The sequence below is a fragment of the Mucilaginibacter sp. P5_A4 genome (assembly GCF_056400605.1).
This window is the reverse complement of the sequence record NZ_JBFUKX010000045.1, coordinates 1-20,038: the sequence shown is the minus strand read 5'-3', so window position 1 is coordinate 20,038 and position 20,038 is coordinate 1. Positions and strand designations below refer to the sequence as shown.

The following is a 20,038-nucleotide window of genomic DNA, read 5'->3' as shown; positions in this document are numbered from 1 at the left end:
TTTTTTTGCCTGGTACTGCCTGTTTGCGGATTATTTGCTGATAAAACCATAATACAATCAGGGGTTTATTGTATTTAACGCACTGTTTAAAATTACTAAACAAAGATATGAAGATTGCCAATATTTTAACTATTGGGATTAATTATTATGTAATTATAATTATTTTAATGGTTAAATTGAAATTGTTTTAATAAAAGCTTTTTTTAGTCGCTTTTTTTAAATACTTATCAATTTTAATCAAAAGGTGTTAAAAAAGTGCTGTAAGGAAATAGTTTTACAGCTGTTGGCCTAAACCTTATTTTATCAGGTTATTAACCTTCTCAACAAGTTCAATAAGGTCAAAGGGTTTATTAATAATGCCATCGCAGCCGTAGGTTAGCTGATGATCTTCGTTACTTAAATAAGCTGAAAAAATGATAACCGGAATGTCGCAAAATTTGGGGTGAAGCTTAATGCTCTTACAAATTTCGCCGCCATTTGTGCCCGCAACACGGTAATCTAATATAATAAGGTTAGGAGCAAATTTTTCAATCAGCGGTAGTACCTCCAGGCTATCAGCTGTGCTGATTACCTCAAATTGCTCATAAGTAAGGGTTTCATGAACAATTTCCAAAATGTCCTGGTTATCATCTAATACCAAAATACGTTTTGACATAAAAAGCATTAAAAAGTGAAAAGGCCGAAAATGTATCTAAGTAAGTGCTGAAAAATTATCCGAACAATTTAAGGGGTAGTGGCATGAGCTAAAATTTATCGGATAAATCAGCACACAAATTTAAAATATTTTAATTAATGAATGGTAAATGGACGTGATTTTTGAGTAACATTTTTGTTTTAATTAAGTAATTATTACAATGCGATTAATATGGCCGAAGCAATTTTGTTTTTAACGAATAATTAAGTGGGCAGTAATTATTTTGTTTGTGCAAGCGTATTAAAAAGGTTTGCCTATTATAAATCTTAAACTCAAATATTGTTATTACTTTAGGCGGGTAACATTTTGTTTTGTAATAAAGCTACCTCCCTAAAAGTATAACAGTTTGATGTAATGGCACTATTAATTATTCTTGTTTGTATTATCCTGCTTGTTTTATTGGTAAGCTGGGTTAAGCTAAATCCCTTTATCGCCTTTCTTATCGTTTCAATAGCTGCCGGTTTAATGCTGGGTATCCCTATAAATAAGGTTACAGCATCGGTACAAAAGGGTATGGGCGATATTTTGGGGCAACTGCTCATTATTATTTGCCTGGGCGCTATGCTGGGTAAACTGGTAGCAGTAAGCGGCGCTGCCCAAAAAATTGCCGAAGTACTGGTTAAAGCCGTTGGCGAAAAATACATTCAATGGGCGCTGGTTACCGCCGGTTTTATTATAGGTATCCCCCTGTTTTATGGTATTGGCTTTGTGCTCATGGTGCCGCTCATATTTTCGGTAGTGTATAAGTATAAACTACCGGCTGTATACATTGGTTTACCTATGCTGGCTTCCTTATCGGTTACACATGGGTTTTTGCCGCCGCACCCTTCACCATCGGCGCTGGTGGTGCTGTTTCATGCAAATATGGCTACTACCTTTATTTATGGGTTAATGATAGCCATACCTGCTATTATATTAGCCGGGCCGGTATTTGCTCAATTCTTAAAAAAAATACCATCAGAACCGCTTGCCACATTCAGGGCCGAGGAATTGCCCGCCGATAAATTGCCCGGGGCGGCAAATAGTTTTTTTACTGCCTTACTGCCGGTTATGCTGTTAATGCTTACCGCTTTTTTACCATACCTGGGTATCAAAAATAAAGATCTGTTAAAAGTTTTTGCCTTCCTTGGCGATCCGTCTATTGTTATGCTGATAGCTCTTATTGTAGCTACCTACACCCTGGGCATTAAACAGGGAAAAAAAATGAGCCAGCTGGCTGTAAACTATACCGATGCTATAAAAGACATTGCGTTGATAATGCTCATTATTGCCGGCTCTGGTGCATTTAAAGAAGTATTAACTGCCAGTGGTGTAAGCAGCCAGATAGCTACCCAATTGCAGACCTTTAATTTACCGCCTTTAGTTTTGGGTTGGGTTATAGCCGCAATAATTCGCGTTAGCTTAGGCTCGGCCACCGTAGCGGGATTAACCGCCGCGGGCATTGTAGTGTCCTTAGTAGTGCAAAATCATGTAAACCCTAACCTGATGGTGCTTTCCATAGGCGCAGGCAGCCTCGCGTTTTCACACGTGAATGATTCGGGATTTTGGCTATATAAAGAATATTTTAACCTTAGTATAAAAGATACCATCAAATCATGGTCTATGATGGAAACATTGGTTTCGGTGGTCGGTTTGGCCGGGGTATTAATTATTAACCAGTTTGTAAAATAATGACCCAATGAAAGAGATCTTTAAATCCATAACTGCTTTACTGCTATTGTTAACCCTTAGCAGTGTTAATTATGCGCAGGAGGCTGTGACAGGTGGTTATTACACCTCATTTGATGGTACAAAAATCTATTACGAGGTTAAGGGTGATGGTTTTCCGGTTTTGCTGATCCACGGCTTTTCGGGTACCGGGCAGGGCTGGAAGAATGGTCCATTGTTTAACAATCTGCTGAATGCCGGTTATAAAGTGATCATACTTGATCAGCGGGGCAATGGCCGGTCGGACAAGCCTCATACCGATGCCGGGTATGCCAACGATGCCGAGGCAAAGGATATTATGGGTTTGGTAAGCAGTTTAGGTATCAAAAAATATAATGTGGTGGGTTACTCGCGGGGTTCTATCATTGCATCGCGTATTTTGGTTTTAGATAAAAGGGTGCAAAAACTGGTAATGGGAGGTATGGGCGATGCCTATACTAACCCCGATTGGCCAAGGCGGGTGCATGCTTATAAAGCATTGATGGGCGATACAACTTTTCATGATGTGGATGGCATGATCAAATACATTCATAGTAATCCATTATTTGATGTTACCGCATTAATGCTTCAGCAAAAGTACCAGCCTTCAACCAGTAAACAGCAACTTGCTAAAGTGAAAATACCTGTGCAAATTATTTGTGGAACCGAGGATAAAGATGGTGGATCTGAAGAAGGGCTTCAGCAGGCTATTCCCGGATCAAAATTAACCTACATCCCCGGCGATCATAATGTTGCCGGTAAAAGTGTCCAGTTTTCTGATACAGTACTTGCGTTTTTGAAATAGCTTGTTTCTGCAGTTGGTAAGTAATCGAAGGCAACTTCCAGTTATCTTTGTTCGGTAGTCAACCATCTGACAAGCTTGTCGTTACGCATTGTTGGCTGTCTTTAATCGCTGTTTGCCAGCTGGGACCGGCTTGCCGCCATCTGCATTTCGGCTTGTTATTTGTATAGGTGTTACCCGGTATATTTTATAACACTTACCAGATAATATTTTTATGAAAAAGTTAATCATATTCACTTGCCTGTTTTTTGCGTTCCTGCTTACGTTTGCATCAAACATACAGGCACAAACTACAAAGAAAAAGGGAATCAGCGATCAGGGAAAAGGGGCTATTATAGGCGGTGCCGGCGGCGCCGTTGTTGGAGGCTTAGTTGGCCATAACGTAGGCGGGGCTTTAATTGGCGGTGCAATTGGTGCAGGAGGAGGTTACATTATTGGAAATGAAACCCGCAGGGCCAGGGAGAAGAAAGAACGTGCGCGCCGTATTGCCTGGCGCCGTGCCCACCCAAGGCATCATCGCCCATATACCAAAACCACTACCGTTACTACGGTTAAATACCAATAAAGTTAAAAAAGGTTAAAATAGCCTGGTAAGCCTGCGGTTATGTTAATCGCGGGCTTTTTATTGTTATCTTAAGGCGCAGGACCTGGTAAAAGGATCGGGAGAAAATAAATTTTGTTGCATGCTTAAAAAGCGAATTATTCGTTAAAGCATTTGTGTTAACTGTTAAAAATACCAAATTGCATATTTAAGTATTCCGTTTAATGTATAATGGGTAAAGCGTTTATAGCATTATTATTTTGTTTAATTTCTTATGCCGCAATGGCGCAAAGTTTCACGCCTGTTGCTGATACTACTAAAAACAGAGCTGATACTGTTAAGCAGCGAGACCTGATAGATGTCTTCAGATCCGTGTTTAGTATTAAGCCTAGGAAGATATCAGCTATCGAAAAAAAGAAAATTTATTTTTCATTTTTGCCCATATCTTCTTCAGATGGGCGAAGCGGCGGCAGGGCGTTGTTTACTTCAACTACAGCTGGTTTTTACCTTGGCGACCTAACGACAACAAACCTTTCGAGTTTTACATTCACGCCTTATTTTAATTTAAAAGGCCGTTATGGCTTGCCCATCAGATCAAACATATGGCTTAATAATAACGAATGGAATATTGTAGGCGATACCCGTTTACTGGTTTACCCACAATATACCTGGGGCCTTGGTGGCAATATGCCCGAAGATCATAAGTTTTTGGTAGAGTATAACTATGTTCGTTTTTACCAAACTGTGCTTAAAAAAATAAAACCATATTTTTATGCTGGGGTAGGGTACAACCTGGATTACTACGTAGATATGGAAAGCCAGGGCAACAATAACCTGCGTAATTTTGCCAATTACAAATACGGTACAGCTACAAACCAGGATGCGTTTTCATCAGGGGCAACTTTAAACTTATTGTATGATACCCGTAAAAATTCAATAGACCCACTGCCTGGAGTTTATGCCAATGTATCGTACAGGTTTAATACCAGGCTGTTGGGCAGCCATACCAACTGGCAATCATTATATATCGATGTGCGTAAGTACGTTTCGCTAACCAATTCGGGGCCTAAAAATGTGCTGGCATTTTGGTCGTACTATTGGACATCGCTAACACCAGGAACCCCCTACCTTAACCTGCCCAGTTTAGGTTGGGAACCTTACCAGCGATCGGGGCGTGGGTTTAAGCAAAACCGTTACCGCGGCCAGCGTCTTGCCTATTTTGAAACCGAATACCGCCGCGATATAACCCGTAATGGCTTGCTTGGCTTTGTTTTATTTGCCAATGTAAACTCCGTAACCGAGCCCGATAATATGAAATTTACCTTTTGGCACCCGGCTGGTGGTACGGGGCTTAGGTTTAAATTTAACAAAAAATCGGGTACAAATATCAGTCTCGATTATGGAGTAAGCCGCAACTATTCTTCAATAAACCTTAATTTGGGCGAAACTTTTTAAGTCCGTAGTTAGTGGTATCTTTGGCCCGTATTTAATCCATTAACCATGGTCAATCGGCCATCTACTAACAACATATGACCAAAAAGCGATACTTTTTTTTAATCCTCATATTAGGTTCGCTTACCGCTTTAGGGCCTTTTTCTATAGACATGTACCTGCCCGGTTTTAAGGCGATAGCAAAATACCTGCACACCAGCACCGATGAGGTGGCCCTGTCGCTTTCCAGCTTTTTTATCGGTATCTCGGCCGGGCAGTTATTGTATGGCCCTTTGCTTGATAGGTTCGGCCGTAAAAAACCTTTGTATTTTGGGCTATGCTTGTACATTATAACATCTATCGGCTGCTTTTTTTCCACCTCGCTGGAGATGCTGATCATTATGCGGTTTTTCCAGGCGGTGGGCAGCTGCGCAGCAGGAGTAGCTGCCATGACCATGGTGCGCGATCTGTTCCCGGTGAAGGATAATGCCAAAGTATTTGCCTTGCTGATATTGGTACTTGGGGCATCCCCAATGATTGCACCTACTGTTGGCAGCTACATAACAGCCGCGTTTGAGTGGCAGGTTATATTTTTAATCCTCACTATTATAGCCGTATTGATTTTATTAGCCGTAATATTCTTTTTACCCGAAAGCTACCAGCCCGATCCCTCATTCTCCTTAAAACCAAAACCCATCATCAATAATTTTTTGGAGGTAATAAAAGAGCCGCAGTTTTTCACCTATGCCATAAGCGGGGCTTTTGCATTTGCCGGTTTGTTTGCATATGTATCCTCATCGCCCATTGTATTTATAGAGGTATTTAAAGTGAGCGAGAAAACTTTTGGGTGGATCTTTGCCGGCCTTTCGATAGGTTTTATTGGGTCGAGCCAGGTTAACAGCATGCTGGTGAGAAGATACAGCAGCGAGCAACTCGTAAACACTTTCCTCATCTGCATGGTAATTATTTCTGTTGTGTTTTTGGTAGGATCGTTAAATGGCTGGTTTGGTATGGGCGGCACTATAGCCGTAATATTTGGGGTTTTATGCTGCATAGGGATTTGCAGCCCCAATACATCAGCCTTGTCGCTGGCGCCATTCACAAAAAACGCCGGTTCGGCTTCTGCACTTTTGGGAGCTTTTCAAATGGCTGTAGGTTCGCTGGCATCAGTAGGTATTACATTGATAAAAAGCCAAACTACCTTGCCAATGGCAGGGGTAATGGCGGCTTCATCCATAGTGGCCTTATTGGTATTGGTTATTGGCAGGAGGTTTATTAAAAACAAAGTAGAGGCTGTGGCAGGGGTGGCTGTGACGGCGCATTGATAGCTTCATAAGAAAAAAATCAACCGTAGTAAGTCATGCTGAAACAAAATTCAGCATGACTTATAAATCTGACCATTCAGGGTTTCGTTAACGCGTTATCTGCACATTTGAAATTTGCATATCTGCACACCTAATTACACTAATACCTCATCAATTATCCCAAACTCTTTAGCCTCGTCGGCTATCATCCAGTAATCACGGTCTGATACCTCATATACTTTTTCATAAGGCTGGCCGCTGTGTTTGGCAATAATCTCGTAAAGCTCCTGCTTTATTTTGAGCACCTGGCGGGATGCTATCTCGATATCAGAGGCCATACCCTGCGCCCCGCCCGATGGCTGGTGTAGCATTACCCGGGAATGCCGTAATGCCGCCCGCTTGCCTACGGCACCGCCGCAAAGTAATACCGCCCCCATTGATAAGGCCATCCCTGTGCAAATGGTTGCCACATCCGGACTGATGAAATGCATGGTATCATAAATACCTAAGCCTGCATATACCGAACCACCAGGCGAGTTGATATACATCTGGATATCCTTTTTTGCATCGGTTGACTGCAGAAAAAGCAATTGAGCCTGGATGATATTGGCCACGTTATCATCAACCGCCTGGCCCATGAAAATGATCCGGTCCATCATAAGGCGCGAGAACACGTCCATCTGGGCAACACGCATTTCGCGCTCTTCGGTAATGTAGGGAGTCATGGCTGTGGGCAGCATATTTTTTTCGACCCCTGAAATGTAGCTATCTACCTGCGAACCGGCAATAGCATGGTGCATGACCGCATATTTGCGGAATTCCTGTTTATCGATATTCATAAAAATTTTGGTTTTTGTTTTAAGTTCAGAGCCCCAGGTCGGTAACCTTTAGTCTAAGGTTGTCATTTTGATCATTGATTTATAACGACTTAAAACTACCGACTCATGACCTGAAAAATAATCGGGCTATTTTTTGTTTAAAGCTCATGTGTTCGGGTTGGGTAAATAGTTGCTGGTGCACGGCTTCTATCTCTTGTTTTAACTGCCTGCGGCCATATTGCTGCACTAAAGTATAAACCTGCTTTTGGGCCACTGTATCAACCTGCAGGTCATGATCCAGCAATAGTTTTGCATCAAACAACAAGGCATCGCCGGGTTGCTGCGTTTTAAGCAGGTGGGCTTCTATATAGGCTATGTTATTTAAGGAAGTCCTCATACGTTAATGCTTTTTGTTTAACTGTTTCCCTAACTTTTTCGATGCATTTATATTTCTGCACTGTTGCCGAGCGTACACCCGAAAAGCCGAACGTTTGCGCCACTTCCGTCATCGGGAGCTTATCGTAATAAAAGGAGCGGAGGAGTTCCATACAACGCTTACCGGCTGTCTCCAGGAAGCTGAGTAGTTTGTTTTCATCGGGAACGGTTACAATCTCGGCAGTAGTGTTTGCTGTATCCGCTTCATTTAAGGGGGATGTTTGTTTGCCTTCTTTATAGCGTTTGAGCCACAAATACCTGGCGGTGCCATAAATATAGGCGCCATCGCTGTTGTTGATGGCTAAACCAGCCGATCGTGTTTTTTCATAATAGCTCAGCAAAGCATCCTGGAAAACGTCCCTGGCCTCATCAAATGATCCGCCGCATTTAGCCACGTACTTTGCCACCGCTGGGAATACCTTTTTGTATAAGCCGATAAAAAGCTCCTGCCTTTTTGCTGCTTGCTCCTGTAATTTAACCGCATCCATTGTTTACTGTTTATTACTATGTGCAAGTTAAGGAAGATATATCACCTTTTTGGGAGAAAAGATTTTTTGAACAAGGAACAAGGGTTTTTGGACAAAAGACTTTTGGACGAAAGACAAAGGACTTTTGGATGTCACCAAAGTGATGCTAAATTATACGAACCACACCACACGAACCACGCAACACGAACCACGCAACAATAAATCAAAACTTACTCGCCCTCAAGGCTGTCACCTTGGAGCCGTCTGCCCCGGTGGTTTCGAAAATGATCTTGCTCTCGGTTAGCTCCGATACGGTGAAAACATAATTGCGGGTTTTGCCATCGGGCAGTACTTCTGTTATGTTCATATTGCTGCCATTAAGGGTATAAATACCATGCGCCAGGAATTTACCTCCCCATACTATCAGGAACTTCATTTCGGGGGTAAATTGAATATAGGGAACAACCTCATCCAGCTCGGCCTTTTTCATGGTATCGGGCGGACTGGCATTGGGATGTTCTACCTTCACGTATTTCCATTTACCGGTAAGAGTAGTAACCGACACTGAAGGCTTGCAAGCTGTGATGAACAGTAATACAACAGCCAGCAATAAAAAGCTATGTTTAATCATAACGGTTTTAATTGTTTGCCTAAGCTATAAAATTGTCGCCGAAATAAACAGAAAATTATTTGCCCTTCATTTGCTTTCTCATTCGTTCCTCGGCTTTTTTTACTTCATCTTTTTCGCTCATCGGGAAGTCGGTTTTAAGTTCCTGTTTGTCCGATTTATTGGTACCGGGGACTGTTTTTTTAGTCACGGTTTTATTTGATGCTGGCGTTGCCATGATCGTAGGGTTTTAATGATGTTATTATTTAAACTCATGAGGGTTTAAAATTGTTTGCAATTGCTAAAAGTATCGGATTTTACTAAAGATTATAAATAGTTTTAATAAAATGAAGAGAATTTTACTTGACAACTTGTCAAGTAAAATGTATTATTGTAAAAAGAATGGTAGGATGAAAACAATGACTGTTGGAGAATTTAAATCGCATTTTGCGGAAGTGTTGGAACAGGTTAAAGCCGGAGTGGGTTTTGCTGTTACTTACGGCAAGAAAAAGGAAATTGTCGGCTACTTTTTACCAGAGTCGCAGCTTTTAAAACCAAAACGAAAACTTGGTTTATTAGAAGGCAAGGTAAAAGTAAGTTTTAAACAAGACTTCAGAATGACGGAGGAGGAATTGTTAGGATGAGTTTTCTACTTGATGCCCACACCTTATTGTGGGCAATATCAGATCAGAAAAAACTATCATCCAAAGTGATTACTATTCTGGAAGATGCGAATAACGAAGTTTTTGTAAGCGCAGTAACGTTTTGGGAGATATCGGTAAAATACTCGTTAGGAAAGCTGGATTTAAATGGAGTAACCCCAGATGATCTGCCGAAACATGCCGAAGAAACCGGGTTTAGTTTACTACCGCTCCTGCCATCGGAATCATCCGGATATCATCAATTGAATGCAGATTGGCACCGCGATCCCTTTGATAGGATGCTGATATGGCAGGCTATTACCAATAACTTAACACTGCTTAGTAAGGATAAAAATGTAGCTCAATATAAATCTGTTGGCCTTAAGTTAATTTGGCTATAAATCAAATAAATACAAGTAATAAATCCGAAATCACACATCCGGCATCCGAAATATTAAAAATATTTTTTAAAATAATTGTAACATCCTGTAATTGCAACTGTCTTAATGACACTATATAGCCAAGGTACTCCAATCCAGTTTAAGCTATATGTTATTTGTGAGGGCCCGCACCTTAAGGGTTCCGTTAAAAATCAAAAAATAAAAATTCTAAATCTTTTAAAAAATGAACAATTCAATTGCGATGTTATTTTGGGCTGTGCCTGTAATTCTGGTGCTTGTAATGTACAAGTTTGTTTTACGGGTGTTTTTTGGTATGGTGATAGTCCCCGACGACCGTATTGGCCTGGTGGTAAAAAAGTTCACCTTATCGGGTAAATCACGCCTGCCAGATGGCCGTATTATTGCCACCGCCGGCGAGGCCGGTATGCAGGCCAAAGCGCTTGCGCCAGGTTTGTATTGGGGCATGTGGCCATGGCAGTACGGTATTACCATGGAGCCTTTTACCATTATTGAGCAAAACAAACTGGGACTGGTGAAGGCGAAAGATGGAGCCATCCTGGACACCGGTAGGGTACTGGGTAAACCGGTAAACTGCGACAAATTCCAGGATGCGATAGCGTTTTTGGATAACAACGGGCAGAAAGGCCCGCAGGCTGCTTTCCTTACGCCGGGTAGTTACCGTATCAACACCTTTTTGTTCGAGATTGTGATGGTGCCGATTACCCAGATCCAGGAAAACAAGGTGGGTGTTATTACCACGCTTGATGGTGAACCATTGGCAAAGGGCGAAATTGCCGGCTACTCGGTTGATGGTCATAAAAACTTCCAGGATCCGATAGCGTTTATTAACGCTGGCGGTCGTAAAGGTTTGCAGGAGGATGTGATACTGGCCGGTACTTATTACCTAAACCCCTGGTTTGTAATTGTAGAGCAGGTGGATATGGTTTACATTCCTATTGGTTATGTAGGTGTGGTAAACTCCTTTGTTGGGCCCGAAGGTAAAGACACCAGCGGCGATGCCTTTAAGCACGGGAATATTGTAAAACGTAACGAAAAGGGTGTTTGGGAAGAACCGCTTGACCCCGGTAAACACCCTGTAAACATATATACCCACGCGGTAGAAATTGTGCCAACTACCAACATTGTATTAAACTGGGCCGATAGCCGCACAGAAGCGCATGAGCTGGATAAAAACCTGTGCACAATTACCGTAAGATCAAGCGATGGTTTTACATTCAATTTGGATGTATCGCAAATTATACACGTACCCCGTAACGAAGCGCCAAAAGTAATAGCCCGTTTTGGTAAAATGAAAAATCTGGTATCGCAGGTGCTGGAACCTACCATTGCCAACTATTTCCGTAACTCGGCACAAAGGAGTGATGTGATAGGCTTTTTGGCTAACCGTATACAAAGGCAAAATGATGCTAAAGAACATATCAGTACGGTACTGCAAACTTACAACGTAATAGGTGTGGATACACTGATAGGCGATATAGTGCCGCCAGCTGCTTTAATGAAAACCCTTACCGACCGTAAAATAGCCGAGCAGGAAAAAGTGACTTACGAAATACAACGCCACGCGCAAATTGAGCGTAAGGAGTTTGAAAGCGCCAGGGCCGGTGCAGATATGCAGCCGGAGGTTGTAAAATCAACCCGCCAGGTAGAGATCAATACCCAGATGGCAGCATCAAGGGTTGCCGCCTCACGTGGTGAAGCCGAAGCCAAAACCATTAACGCCAAGGCTGATGCCGAAGTTAAGATTACAATAGCCAAAGCTGATGCCGAAGCCAAAACAGTGAACGCCAAAGCCGATGCCAACGCAACAGAGGTGAACGGTTTGGCCGAAGGTGCCAAAATTAAAGCCATAGGTATGGCCGAAGCTGAAGTAACCAAACAGAAAACCGAAGCCATGGGTACCGAGCAATACGCCATAGTACGTGTAGCCGAAGCTCTTGCCAGCAATGGTATTAAACTGGTGCCAGAAATACTGGTAAGCGGTAAAGATGGCGGCGGTAACGGCATGATAGATGCCCTTATAGGCAGCGAAATGCTCAGAAAGCTACAGAAGGCTAATGAAGATGGTGCTGTGAGTGGAGGGGTAGTGAATGGTGAGTAGTGAATGGTGAGTAGTGAATGGTGAGTAGTAAATGAACCATCGTTATAACAATGACGGTTTTATAAAAGGTGCATCTTAGGGTGCACCTTTTGTGCTATGCCTTAAAAAGTTTAAACATATCAAATATCACCCAGCCGGCAGCCAGGGCAATAGTAAGTACTTTTGCCCTGTTACTTACTTTGTATACGCCCCTGATATCGGCACGGCAAACGGATACGGCAACAAATAACGTAACCAAAATTACAATGCCAGATATTACCAGCCTTGTATCGGTAATTTCTGAACCAAATTGGCTATCCAGTTTAAAGCCGATCTCTTTTTTATAAATGATAAGTAATTCTATAGCCTTATAAGTTGATATTAGGCATAATATTAGCCATCCGGCTTTTTTTCGTAACCCGAAAAGTAAGATTCCTACCGGGAGCAGTAAATAGGGGATAGATGAATAAAAGAAAAACGGGCTGTAAAAAGCGGGGTTAAACAGGGCGGTTAACATTAATTTACCACCAAATACCAAAGCCACTATATACAGGGCAGCTGCGATAATAGTAATTATGTTAATATATTTTGATACGGACGGTAATGCTGCTGATAGTGGGTTTAGAAAGTTAACTATGGACTGACCTATCCGGGCTGTTTTTTGCTGATGAATGTTGTTTTGCTGTTCGGCGGCTTCAATGTCGATATAAAGCAGTTCAAGCTGTTCGGGGGTCAGCTGTCTGTTATTTAGTTCTATATGAGCGGCCTCAAGGGCCAGGGGATGATAATTATCCGGGTTAATAATAACAGTAAGCAATTCGGCATTCCTTAATGTTTTATACCGGTTAAAAAATGGATTTATATCAGGCATTAGGTTTTGGATTAGGGTTAGCGAATATAAATAATATCTGCTTATAAAATTTTGATCGTTATGTAACAAAAATTTAACTTATTATATAAGTTGTTAATTTTTGTTAAATGCTGTTAGGTGTAATTGCAGTTTAAATTTTATGATTATTTTTATAGATGCTTAAACATTTGCTTTTATTATTCCTTTGCAGTACAACAGCAGCAATTGCATTTGGCCAAAGTGTGCAAAACGGGGTAGTATATGAGAATAAAACGCGTGTGGTGCTGCAAAGTATAAAAGTTGAAAATTTAAGCAACCGCAAATTCACGATCACCAATAAATCGGGCGCATTTAGTATAGAGGGTAAGGCCGGCGAATTGTTGGTGTTTAGCGGTTATTTTTACAAATCGGATACGGTTTTACTTACCGGTAATAAGCCGCTTGAAATATTCCTAACGCCCCGGCATAATATGCTTAACGAGGTAAATGTAACCGCGACCGAAGCTATACATACGGGATCATTCCTGGCTCCCGAGTATCATAACCAAACAATGGTTTATCAACGGGATGAAAAATATGGAAACTACAAAGGGGGAATAGCATTAAGAATCCATTACTTTAAAAAGGACGAAAAAAGAAAAGCTAAACAAGCTGAATTTTTGAAAGACCAGGAACAGCAGGACGAAATTGCCAAAGTTTTTAATGCCGATTATATATCCAAATACCTGCCTTTAAAAGGTAAGGATATGGACGACTTTTTAGTTTTGTACACGCCATCGCCCGGGGTCTACTTCAGTAAAGATTTTAACCTTTTGGTTTATCTTGATACCAATTATAAAGCTTTCCTGAAAATACCTGCGGATAAAAGGAATACGCAGCTGGAACAATAATGCTGCAAGCAGTTTAACAAGCGGTCAAAAAGCTTGTCTGTGGATAAAATGCTTTAAGGATTAACTATGCAAACCGAAACCAGTAATTTCAAAACAAAAAGATGTGCGTAGATTATCCCGTTGAGAGAAATAAAAAATCTTCCAAATACTTATGGTGAAAAACATCAAAAGTAAGCAAAATATTTTCTTAACTTAGTATACACCAATTGTTTTCTACTTATTTTACCGCTTATGATCACATTAAAAGTTAATGATAAATCGTATCAGGTAGACGCCAGCCCCGATATGCCGCTGCTGTGGGTACTCAGGGATCTGTTAGGCCTTACCGGCACCAAGTTTGGCTGCGGCGTTGCTCAATGCGGCGCATGCACCGTTCATTTAAATGGCGAGGCTGTACGCTCATGCGTTACCAAAGTGAGCCGCGCGCAAGGGCAAAACGTAGTCACCATTGAAGGACTGTCACTCAATAACGATCATCCTTTGCAAAAAGCATGGGTCGAGTTTGATGTGCCGCAATGCGGATATTGCCAATCGGGGCAATTGATGTCAGCTGCGGTGCTGCTCCGGGAAAACCCTAATCCTACCGATCAGGATATTGATGATGCCATGTCGGGTAATATTTGTCGTTGCGGTACCTACCCGCGAATAAGGCAGGCTATACATAAGGCTGCAACAATGCAAAAAGAAGGAGGTAAATCATGAGCGATCAACAAACAGCGATCAGCCGCCGTAATTTTCTGAAAGCGGGCGCGGTGTTAAGCGGAGGCTTACTGATCTCCTTTACCATACCACAGGCCAATCGTTTGCTGGTACAGGATGCTGCAACCGCTTTTGCCCCCAACGCCTTTTTGCGTATTGGTGCCGACAATAGCATCACGGTAATATTAAGTCACGTTGAAATGGGGCAGGGCATCTGGACCACACTGCCCATGATCCTGGCAGAAGAATTAGATGCCGACTGGAATACCATTAAAGTCATGCATAGCGGAGTTGATAAAGATTATAATCATACCGTGTATGGCATCCAGATTACCGGTGGGTCCAGCTCTACCTGGTCGGAGTTTGACCGTTACCGTAAGGCTGGAGCAACCGCGCGTGTTATGTTAACCCAGGCTGCAGCCAAACGTACCGGGGTAACAGTTGAAAGCTGTACAACAGGTGGAGGTTATGTTACCGCAGGTGGAAAAAAATTAAGTTACGGCGAATTGGCTACCGAAGCATCAACGTTGCCGGTACCTCAAAATGTTACCTTAAGACCGTCGGCGCAGTGGAAACTGATTGGTAAAGGCGTTAAACGTCTTGATGCTTCGGTTAAAACCAACGGGCAGGCTAAGTTTGGCATGGATATGCAGTTTCCCGGCATGCTTACTGCTGTTGTAGCCCATGCACCTGTATTTGGGGGTAAGGTAAAATCGTTTGACGCCTCCCGTGCTAAAGCCGTCCCGGGCGTTAAACAGGTGGTAGAAATTCCGACAGGCATTGCAGTGATCGCAGATCATTTTTGGGCGGCAAGCGAGGGACGTAAAGCTTTGCAAATAACCTGGGACGATGGAGCCGGCGCTAATTTAAGCACCAAAACACAAGTTGACGCCTACCAAAAACTCGCCCATACCGATGGACTAAAGGCTGCACAAAAAGGCAATGTTGACGACGGCCTGGCTAAAGCCACTAAAATATTAAAAGCCGAATACGTTTTCCCTTACCTTGCCCATGCGCCTATGGAGCCGCAGAATTGCACAGTGAAAATAAGTGATGATAAATGCGAAATATGGACAGGTACCCAGCTGCCTGGTATTGATCAGGCGGCGGCCGCCAGGATATTAGGCATGAAACCCGGACAAATAACAATGAACGTGGTGTTCCTTGGCGGCGGTTTTGGGCGCCGGGCTACTATAACTTCCGATTTTGTTTCGGAAGCTGTGCACATAGCCAAAGCGAGCGGCAAATTTGTAAAAATGGTTTGGACACGCGAGGATGATATGAAAGGCGGTTATTACCGCCCAATGGTTGTGCATCGCATCAATGCTGGTTTAGATTCATCCGGCTTGCCGGTAGCATGGCGCCATAATATTGTTGGCCAGTCTATTATGGCGGGTACCCCTTTTGAATCCAAAGATGGTGTTGATGCTACATCAGTAGAGGGTGTTGCCGGTTCACCATATTTTGAAACGGTCCCCAATTATTTTGTTGGTTTACATTCCACTAAAGAAGTTGTGCCGGTGTTATGGTTTCGCTCGGTGGGACATACCCATACGGCCTACGTGATGGAAACCATGCTGGATGAGGTAGCCCATGCAGCCGGGCAGGACCCGGTAGCTTACCGGCGCAAAATGCTGCAGAAATCACCACGCCACCTGGCAGCCTTAAACCTGGCGGCAGAAAAAGCCGGATGGGATAATAAATTACCAAAGGGCCGGTATAAGGGAATTGCTGTACATGAGGCCTTTGGCAGCTATGTGGCACAGGTTGCTGAAATAAGTATTGATAACGGGAAGCTAAGGGTGCATAAAGTAACCTGCGCTATTGACTGTGGCCTTGCTGTTAATCCCGACGGGGTAAAAGCGCAAATGGAAAGCGGTATTATATTTGGCCTAACCATGGCGCTTTATGGTGAGTTGACTATTGAAAAAGGACAACTACAACAAAATAATTTTTATGATTACCGTATTGCCCGTATGAATGAGTCGCCGGAGATTGATGTGTATATTGTTGAAAGCAATGAAAAAATGGGTGGTGCCGGAGAATGCGCTGTGCCGCCAACCGCGCCTGCTATCGCCAATGCCGTATTTGCGGCAACAGGCAAGCGCATCTATAATTTACCAATCATGAACACGCCATTAAACCACATCTCATGAGAAGCAAAAAATCATTCATTTTCGTGGTGCTGCTATTGGCAACAATTGCTGTTACTGTAATGTCATTTAAGGAAAAGCCGGTCATTTATGCAGCGGTTGTGGGTTCACCAAAAGATAGCGTAGGCTCTGTCAGGGCATTTATGTCTGTATACGGGGTTCTGAAGAGCGCACGTTGTATGAACTGCCACCCCAGCGGTGATGTCCCCTTGCAGGGCGACGACAGTCACCTGCATACAATGGGTGTAAAAAGGGGACCCGATGGCAAAGGTTTATATGCCATGAAATGCAGCAATTGCCACCAGGCCGAAAATGCGCCGGGCTTGCATGCTCCTCCGGGAAATCCAAAATGGGGATTACCGCCCGCAAATATGCGGATGGTTTTCCAGGGAAAAACGCCGAGGCAGCTGGCTCTTCAATTGCTTGATCCCAAACAGAATGGCGGCAGAAGCAAACAACAATTAATTGAGCATATGACCTCAGACGATTTAGTATCCTGGGCCTGGCGCCCTGGTGTTGGCAGAACTTTGCCGCCGCTTAGCCATACCGCTTTTAGCGCGCAGGTAAAATTATGGATAGCCAAAGGGGCATATGCTCCTGCTAAATAATAACAAAAAGCCGAATGGAATACTTGGAGAAGAGAAAAAACAGGTAGGTAAACATGATGTACTTGTCGGCGCGCACCCGCGACGGCAAGTACATCAGTAATAAAAGCAAAGTTTACAACTCTTCCTTCTTTTCTTTGTCTTCACTTTTTGATCCGTCCCTTTCAACCGTAATGCTACAATCGCCAACAAAGGCGGCCACTGCGCCAACGGCTGCAAGTACCGGCGCCAGTAAAATACCTATAAGGCCAACTGTTAAGGGGAAGGTCATGAGTTCTTTGCCGGCATGATCTGTAATGGTGATTTTTCTTACATTACCTTCTGCTATCAATTCTTTAACTTTTTTAAGCAGGTTATCGCCGTGCAGGTAAAAGGTTTCTTTTATGGTCATGATTAAGTTTTATTAAGTGAATAATGGGTTCTTATTTCCTTTTTGACTCAGCTTTGCTGATGTTGTTACAAAAAGCAGGATGGTACCACGAAGAAAAGTAAGATCGTTAAAAGATCTTTTTATTATAATGTACTTTTAAATCAATACGCTGAAGTTGATAAGTATATTAGTCTATATAGGGATACAGCCAGCGTTACTGCATTACATACCGATATTCGTATCATGCGCAATTTGCCCGGTCGGGTTCGTCGGAGACTCCGACCTGCGCAGGAATTGATTTTTCTTTTTTACTTTCGCGAAAAATTATTCTGAATGAAGGAGCAACTACTTACGTTAATTACCGCATCCCAACAAGGACTGGTGCTGTTTAGCGAAGTTATAAAATTGATTGAAACGTATTACAATCATCAACCAACAGCCTTTAAAAATGGTGATGTTTATAACCAGGCTACACAAAACCAGGGGAGTGCAAAAGTTTTTGCCTGCGCCCAACTCAACAACTTGAGCGCGGCAGATACACTTTATTTATTTGCCGAACATTACCAGTCGGTATTGGCTAATCCCGACGCAGCAGACCATCAAAATATCAGGCAGTTTATGGCCCATGGCTGGCCTGGCGTTGTTTTTGAAGGTGAGGCGCTGACCGCGAAATAATAGCGGTTTAGGGTCAGCGAAAATCATGTATAGATTCAGATATATAGAATTATTGTTTGTTTAAGCATCCCGTAGAAACAGGCATAGTAGTTCAAAGTCAGAGGCTTCCAACAGCGGGGTGGGTTTTTGTGATCAATAGTTAACACATCTGCCTTGATATTTTTAATAACACCAGCATATTATTAAAAATAAATATCCCGGTTTGCATTGATAAAATATTTACATATATTATCTTTAGCTAATTAATAAACCAAATATCTTGTCCTATGAAAACAATAAGAATATTGCTGTTGGCAGTACTGCTGCCTTTTGCTGTCAATGCGCAAACGGCGCAATCCAAAAACACACACAAACACGTAGCCCCTTCAGGAAGGGAACATCAAAAAAACGACAGCCTTGTACGCGGCGTTTCGTTTAGTGTTTTTGTAGCCTCTGTTGCCGATTTTGCCGACAGTACCAAAAAGCCGCTTGCGAAAACTGCCTGGCAATTATGGAAGCACGAAAAATGGGCCCAACTGCAGCAGTTTTTTAGTACCAACAACCTCAATGGCGGCTGGCCCCCAAACCGTGGCGCCCTGTCATTAAAAATGATTACGTTGCAGGCCGGCCTGTTGGTTGATCGCTATGGAGGTTATTACGATGCTGACAGTGTTTTCCAGGACAAGGGTACCTTTGTATCATTTGTAGGGGTGCCGTTTCCAAAACGCGCTTTGCCCGATAAAACCTTACAATCGCCATACAGGGTTTATAAAATTGTAAAACCTATTGACAGTGTAAAAAGAGGTCAGATTATCCCCTGGTTTGATAAGCCCGGTTTAGGTGTCCAGTTTGAATTACCTTATAATATTAATGATCTGGAAAAAGGAGGGTATATTGCCGAACAAAAAGATAAAGAACGGCCCAAATGATAACCAATTATAAGAAGGCAAAGTTGCTCATATTTGATGGCCCCGAACAGGAGATACTGCACAAAACATTCGATTTGAGCCGTGAAACCAGCCTGATCAACGCCATAAAACTGAACGACTTTGCCAATAATACCCTCGAAGATCTACAGGGCGCTATCAGTGCCGCCGACTTTGAATTCATTAAAAAAACCGGAGCTTTTGTTACCGATGGCGGCTTCCTGAACCTATATAAGGGCAGCAATAACCTCAGGCTGTATTATCATAAAAAAGGTAATACTATAGTTGTTTTTGCCTACGGCGAATTTCAACCCGGCCGTTATATGCTCTACCTGGAAGGTTTTTGGATAGTTGATTAGCTATCGAATCCGTTGTTAGAGTTGTTTCCATAGGTGTTCGGAAGATTATAAAAGCAGGGGATGTGCGATTCCTTCCTTGGGGAAGGAGGAGGAAGGGGTTTTACGGGTGATGGGACCGCTGCTAATCAAACGTAAAAGCTTGGTGTAGAACAAACAGAAAGTAAAATTTTATATTTGTGTAGATATGGCACGAAATACACATTACATAGCTGAAAAAAACACATCGGACGCTAAAAATGTGAAGGTTAAAGATTACAGCAATTCGCCGAATGTGGTAAAAAAGACAGAGCAGGCACGTGAAACACTCGCGAAGTTCCCTGTACCGAGAAAATACGCAAAATAGTTAAAACTAAGATAATTTTTAAAGCCGGGCCACCGGCTTTTTTGGTGTAATACAAAGCAGAACACTGCTGGAAGTTGGAGAATCAACCAAGGGCGTGAAATCACTTAGCTTATTTTTATTTAAAATAATTAGTTGAATATTAGAACTATTTATAGTAGTTTTAGTATCCAACTAATTAGCCGTTATTGGCACTAACCGAACCTTAATCACATGCGTAAATACCTCATCCTTGGACTATTTGTTCTATTGGCCGTATTACAGGGT

24 protein-coding genes are annotated in these 20,038 nt (G+C 42.5%); 16 read left to right on the top strand and 8 right to left on the bottom strand.

Annotated features, from left to right (window positions below; all coding sequences use genetic code 11):
• Positions 1–295: 295 nt before the first annotated feature.
• The gene (locus AC1DQW_RS21870; protein WP_477456008.1) at positions 296–655 is read right to left on the bottom strand and encodes a response regulator transcription factor; all 360 of its coding nucleotides are present in this window, start codon (positions 653–655) and stop codon (positions 296–298) included.
• Positions 656–1,048: 393 nt separating this feature from the next.
• On the opposite strand from AC1DQW_RS21870, the gene AC1DQW_RS21865 reads away from it, so the two are divergent.
• From AC1DQW_RS21865 to AC1DQW_RS21845, 5 genes are all read left to right on the top strand, one after another.
• Positions 1,049–2,365: a gluconate:H+ symporter gene (locus tag AC1DQW_RS21865; RefSeq protein ID WP_477456007.1), complete on the top strand. Its 1,317-nt coding sequence runs from the start codon at positions 1,049–1,051 to the stop codon at positions 2,363–2,365.
• Between the two features lie 7 nt (positions 2,366–2,372).
• Positions 2,373–3,185 (top strand): alpha/beta fold hydrolase, encoded by an 813-nt coding sequence (locus tag AC1DQW_RS21860; RefSeq protein ID WP_477456006.1) that lies wholly within the window; start codon positions 2,373–2,375, stop codon positions 3,183–3,185.
• A 211-nt stretch (positions 3,186–3,396) separates the two neighbouring features.
• Positions 3,397–3,747: a glycine zipper domain-containing protein gene (locus AC1DQW_RS21855; RefSeq protein WP_477403840.1), complete on the top strand. Its 351-nt coding sequence runs from the start codon at positions 3,397–3,399 to the stop codon at positions 3,745–3,747.
• A 258-nt stretch (positions 3,748–4,005) separates the two neighbouring features.
• Complete coding sequence (locus AC1DQW_RS21850) at positions 4,006–5,178, top strand: BamA/TamA family outer membrane protein (protein WP_477456005.1); 1,173 nt, start codon at positions 4,006–4,008, stop codon at positions 5,176–5,178.
• 74 nt (positions 5,179–5,252) lie between these two features.
• Positions 5,253–6,479 (top strand): multidrug effflux MFS transporter, encoded by a 1,227-nt coding sequence (locus AC1DQW_RS21845; RefSeq protein ID WP_477456004.1) that lies wholly within the window; start codon positions 5,253–5,255, stop codon positions 6,477–6,479.
• Between the two features lie 134 nt (positions 6,480–6,613).
• Here the strand turns inward: AC1DQW_RS21845 and AC1DQW_RS21840 are convergent, their stop codons facing one another.
• The 5 genes from AC1DQW_RS21840 to AC1DQW_RS21820 all read right to left on the bottom strand — a co-directional run bounded on the left by AC1DQW_RS21840 (position 6,614) and on the right by AC1DQW_RS21820 (position 9,023).
• The gene (locus AC1DQW_RS21840; RefSeq protein WP_477456003.1) at positions 6,614–7,297 is read right to left on the bottom strand and encodes a ClpP family protease; all 684 of its coding nucleotides are present in this window, start codon (positions 7,295–7,297) and stop codon (positions 6,614–6,616) included.
• A gap of 103 nt (positions 7,298–7,400) precedes the next feature.
• On the bottom strand, positions 7,401–7,673 hold the full coding sequence (locus tag AC1DQW_RS21835; protein WP_477456002.1) for a hypothetical protein: 273 nt from the start codon (positions 7,671–7,673) through the stop codon (positions 7,401–7,403).
• Positions 7,654–8,199: an RNA polymerase sigma factor gene (locus tag AC1DQW_RS21830; protein ID WP_477456001.1), complete on the bottom strand. Its 546-nt coding sequence runs from the start codon at positions 8,197–8,199 to the stop codon at positions 7,654–7,656. Before AC1DQW_RS21830 ends, AC1DQW_RS21835 begins: the two co-directional genes overlap by 20 nt.
• A gap of 202 nt (positions 8,200–8,401) precedes the next feature.
• Positions 8,402–8,809 carry a hypothetical protein gene (locus AC1DQW_RS21825; RefSeq protein WP_477456000.1) on the bottom strand — a complete coding sequence of 136 codons (408 nt, stop codon included), beginning with the start codon at positions 8,807–8,809 and terminating at the stop codon, positions 8,402–8,404.
• 55 nt (positions 8,810–8,864) lie between these two features.
• The gene (locus AC1DQW_RS21820) at positions 8,865–9,023 is read right to left on the bottom strand and encodes a hypothetical protein (RefSeq protein ID WP_477455999.1); all 159 of its coding nucleotides are present in this window, start codon (positions 9,021–9,023) and stop codon (positions 8,865–8,867) included.
• Between the two features lie 109 nt (positions 9,024–9,132).
• Between AC1DQW_RS21820 and AC1DQW_RS21815 the strand changes: the two genes are divergently transcribed.
• From AC1DQW_RS21815 to AC1DQW_RS21805, 3 genes are all read left to right on the top strand, one after another.
• Positions 9,133–9,429 (top strand): type II toxin-antitoxin system Phd/YefM family antitoxin, encoded by a 297-nt coding sequence (locus AC1DQW_RS21815; protein WP_477412102.1) that lies wholly within the window; start codon positions 9,133–9,135, stop codon positions 9,427–9,429.
• Complete coding sequence (locus AC1DQW_RS21810; RefSeq protein WP_477455998.1) at positions 9,426–9,827, top strand: type II toxin-antitoxin system VapC family toxin; 402 nt, start codon at positions 9,426–9,428, stop codon at positions 9,825–9,827. The genes AC1DQW_RS21815 and AC1DQW_RS21810 overlap by 4 nt, the downstream gene beginning before the upstream one ends.
• Positions 9,828–10,050: 223 nt before the next feature.
• Positions 10,051–11,946 carry an SPFH domain-containing protein gene (locus AC1DQW_RS21805; protein ID WP_477455997.1) on the top strand — a complete coding sequence of 632 codons (1,896 nt, stop codon included), beginning with the start codon at positions 10,051–10,053 and terminating at the stop codon, positions 11,944–11,946.
• A 94-nt stretch (positions 11,947–12,040) separates the two neighbouring features.
• Here AC1DQW_RS21805 and AC1DQW_RS21800 read toward each other — a convergent pair whose 3' ends face one another.
• Complete coding sequence (locus AC1DQW_RS21800; protein ID WP_477455996.1) at positions 12,041–12,796, bottom strand: hypothetical protein; 756 nt, start codon at positions 12,794–12,796, stop codon at positions 12,041–12,043.
• Between the two features lie 167 nt (positions 12,797–12,963).
• Here AC1DQW_RS21800 and AC1DQW_RS21795 point away from each other — a divergent pair, with 167 nt between their 5' ends.
• The 4 genes from AC1DQW_RS21795 (at position 12,964) to AC1DQW_RS21780 (ending at position 17,125) form a co-directional block, all read left to right on the top strand.
• Positions 12,964–13,665, top strand: coding sequence for a hypothetical protein (locus AC1DQW_RS21795; protein ID WP_477455995.1), 702 nt, complete (start codon positions 12,964–12,966; stop codon positions 13,663–13,665).
• 231 nt (positions 13,666–13,896) lie between these two features.
• Complete coding sequence (locus AC1DQW_RS21790; protein WP_477455994.1) at positions 13,897–14,367, top strand: (2Fe-2S)-binding protein; 471 nt, start codon at positions 13,897–13,899, stop codon at positions 14,365–14,367.
• Positions 14,364–16,520: a xanthine dehydrogenase family protein molybdopterin-binding subunit gene (locus AC1DQW_RS21785; RefSeq protein ID WP_477455993.1), complete on the top strand. Its 2,157-nt coding sequence runs from the start codon at positions 14,364–14,366 to the stop codon at positions 16,518–16,520. Before AC1DQW_RS21790 ends, AC1DQW_RS21785 begins: the two co-directional genes overlap by 4 nt.
• Positions 16,517–17,125, top strand: a complete 609-nt coding sequence (locus AC1DQW_RS21780) for a hypothetical protein (protein WP_477455992.1) — start codon at positions 16,517–16,519, stop codon at positions 17,123–17,125. The genes AC1DQW_RS21785 and AC1DQW_RS21780 overlap by 4 nt, the downstream gene beginning before the upstream one ends.
• Before the next feature lie 112 nt (positions 17,126–17,237).
• Here AC1DQW_RS21780 and AC1DQW_RS21775 read toward each other — a convergent pair whose 3' ends face one another.
• Positions 17,238–17,513 (bottom strand): DUF4342 domain-containing protein, encoded by a 276-nt coding sequence (locus tag AC1DQW_RS21775; protein ID WP_477455991.1) that lies wholly within the window; start codon positions 17,511–17,513, stop codon positions 17,238–17,240.
• Between the two features lie 312 nt (positions 17,514–17,825).
• On the opposite strand from AC1DQW_RS21775, the gene AC1DQW_RS21770 reads away from it, so the two are divergent.
• From AC1DQW_RS21770 to AC1DQW_RS21755, 4 genes are all read left to right on the top strand, one after another.
• Positions 17,826–18,167 (top strand): HopJ type III effector protein, encoded by a 342-nt coding sequence (locus AC1DQW_RS21770; protein WP_477455990.1) that lies wholly within the window; start codon positions 17,826–17,828, stop codon positions 18,165–18,167.
• 266 nt (positions 18,168–18,433) lie between these two features.
• On the top strand, positions 18,434–19,075 hold the full coding sequence (locus AC1DQW_RS21765) for a TNT domain-containing protein (protein ID WP_477455989.1): 642 nt from the start codon (positions 18,434–18,436) through the stop codon (positions 19,073–19,075).
• The gene (locus tag AC1DQW_RS21760; protein ID WP_477455988.1) at positions 19,072–19,431 is read left to right on the top strand and encodes a hypothetical protein; all 360 of its coding nucleotides are present in this window, start codon (positions 19,072–19,074) and stop codon (positions 19,429–19,431) included. The genes AC1DQW_RS21765 and AC1DQW_RS21760 overlap by 4 nt, the downstream gene beginning before the upstream one ends.
• Before the next feature lie 184 nt (positions 19,432–19,615).
• Positions 19,616–19,774 (top strand): hypothetical protein, encoded by a 159-nt coding sequence (locus AC1DQW_RS21755; RefSeq protein WP_477455987.1) that lies wholly within the window; start codon positions 19,616–19,618, stop codon positions 19,772–19,774.
• The last annotated feature ends 264 nt before the right edge of the window (positions 19,775–20,038 follow it).

Bases quoted from the DNA above. Each gene is read 5' to 3' on its own strand.
- AC1DQW_RS21780 (WP_477455992.1), top strand. From the start codon at position 16,517: ATGAGAAGCAAAAAATCATTCATTTTCGTGGTGCTGCTATTGGCAACA.
- AC1DQW_RS21860 (WP_477456006.1), top strand. From the start codon at position 2,373: ATGAAAGAGATCTTTAAATCCATAACTGCTTTACTGCTATTGTTAACC.
- AC1DQW_RS21770 (WP_477455990.1), top strand. From the start codon at position 17,826: ATGAAGGAGCAACTACTTACGTTAATTACCGCATCCCAACAAGGACTG.
- AC1DQW_RS21820 (WP_477455999.1), bottom strand. From the start codon at position 9,023: ATGGCAACGCCAGCATCAAATAAAACCGTGACTAAAAAAACAGTCCCC.
- AC1DQW_RS21835 (WP_477456002.1), bottom strand. From the start codon at position 7,673: ATGAGGACTTCCTTAAATAACATAGCCTATATAGAAGCCCACCTGCTT.
- AC1DQW_RS21790 (WP_477455994.1), top strand. From the start codon at position 13,897: ATGATCACATTAAAAGTTAATGATAAATCGTATCAGGTAGACGCCAGC.
- AC1DQW_RS21830 (WP_477456001.1), bottom strand. From the start codon at position 8,199: ATGGATGCGGTTAAATTACAGGAGCAAGCAGCAAAAAGGCAGGAGCTT.
- AC1DQW_RS21810 (WP_477455998.1), top strand. From the start codon at position 9,426: ATGAGTTTTCTACTTGATGCCCACACCTTATTGTGGGCAATATCAGAT.
- AC1DQW_RS21760 (WP_477455988.1), top strand. From the start codon at position 19,072: ATGATAACCAATTATAAGAAGGCAAAGTTGCTCATATTTGATGGCCCC.
- AC1DQW_RS21785 (WP_477455993.1), top strand. From the start codon at position 14,364: ATGAGCGATCAACAAACAGCGATCAGCCGCCGTAATTTTCTGAAAGCG.
- AC1DQW_RS21805 (WP_477455997.1), top strand. From the start codon at position 10,051: ATGAACAATTCAATTGCGATGTTATTTTGGGCTGTGCCTGTAATTCTG.
- AC1DQW_RS21845 (WP_477456004.1), top strand. From the start codon at position 5,253: ATGACCAAAAAGCGATACTTTTTTTTAATCCTCATATTAGGTTCGCTT.
- AC1DQW_RS21800 (WP_477455996.1), bottom strand. From the start codon at position 12,796: ATGCCTGATATAAATCCATTTTTTAACCGGTATAAAACATTAAGGAAT.
- AC1DQW_RS21840 (WP_477456003.1), bottom strand. From the start codon at position 7,297: ATGAATATCGATAAACAGGAATTCCGCAAATATGCGGTCATGCACCAT.
- AC1DQW_RS21850 (WP_477456005.1), top strand. From the start codon at position 4,006: ATGGCGCAAAGTTTCACGCCTGTTGCTGATACTACTAAAAACAGAGCT.
- AC1DQW_RS21815 (WP_477412102.1), top strand. From the start codon at position 9,133: ATGAAGAGAATTTTACTTGACAACTTGTCAAGTAAAATGTATTATTGT.
- AC1DQW_RS21825 (WP_477456000.1), bottom strand. From the start codon at position 8,809: ATGATTAAACATAGCTTTTTATTGCTGGCTGTTGTATTACTGTTCATC.
- AC1DQW_RS21755 (WP_477455987.1), top strand. From the start codon at position 19,616: ATGGCACGAAATACACATTACATAGCTGAAAAAAACACATCGGACGCT.
- AC1DQW_RS21865 (WP_477456007.1), top strand. From the start codon at position 1,049: ATGGCACTATTAATTATTCTTGTTTGTATTATCCTGCTTGTTTTATTG.
- AC1DQW_RS21855 (WP_477403840.1), top strand. From the start codon at position 3,397: ATGAAAAAGTTAATCATATTCACTTGCCTGTTTTTTGCGTTCCTGCTT.
- AC1DQW_RS21775 (WP_477455991.1), bottom strand. From the start codon at position 17,513: ATGACCATAAAAGAAACCTTTTACCTGCACGGCGATAACCTGCTTAAA.
- AC1DQW_RS21870 (WP_477456008.1), bottom strand. From the start codon at position 655: ATGTCAAAACGTATTTTGGTATTAGATGATAACCAGGACATTTTGGAA.
- AC1DQW_RS21765 (WP_477455989.1), top strand. From the start codon at position 18,434: ATGAAAACAATAAGAATATTGCTGTTGGCAGTACTGCTGCCTTTTGCT.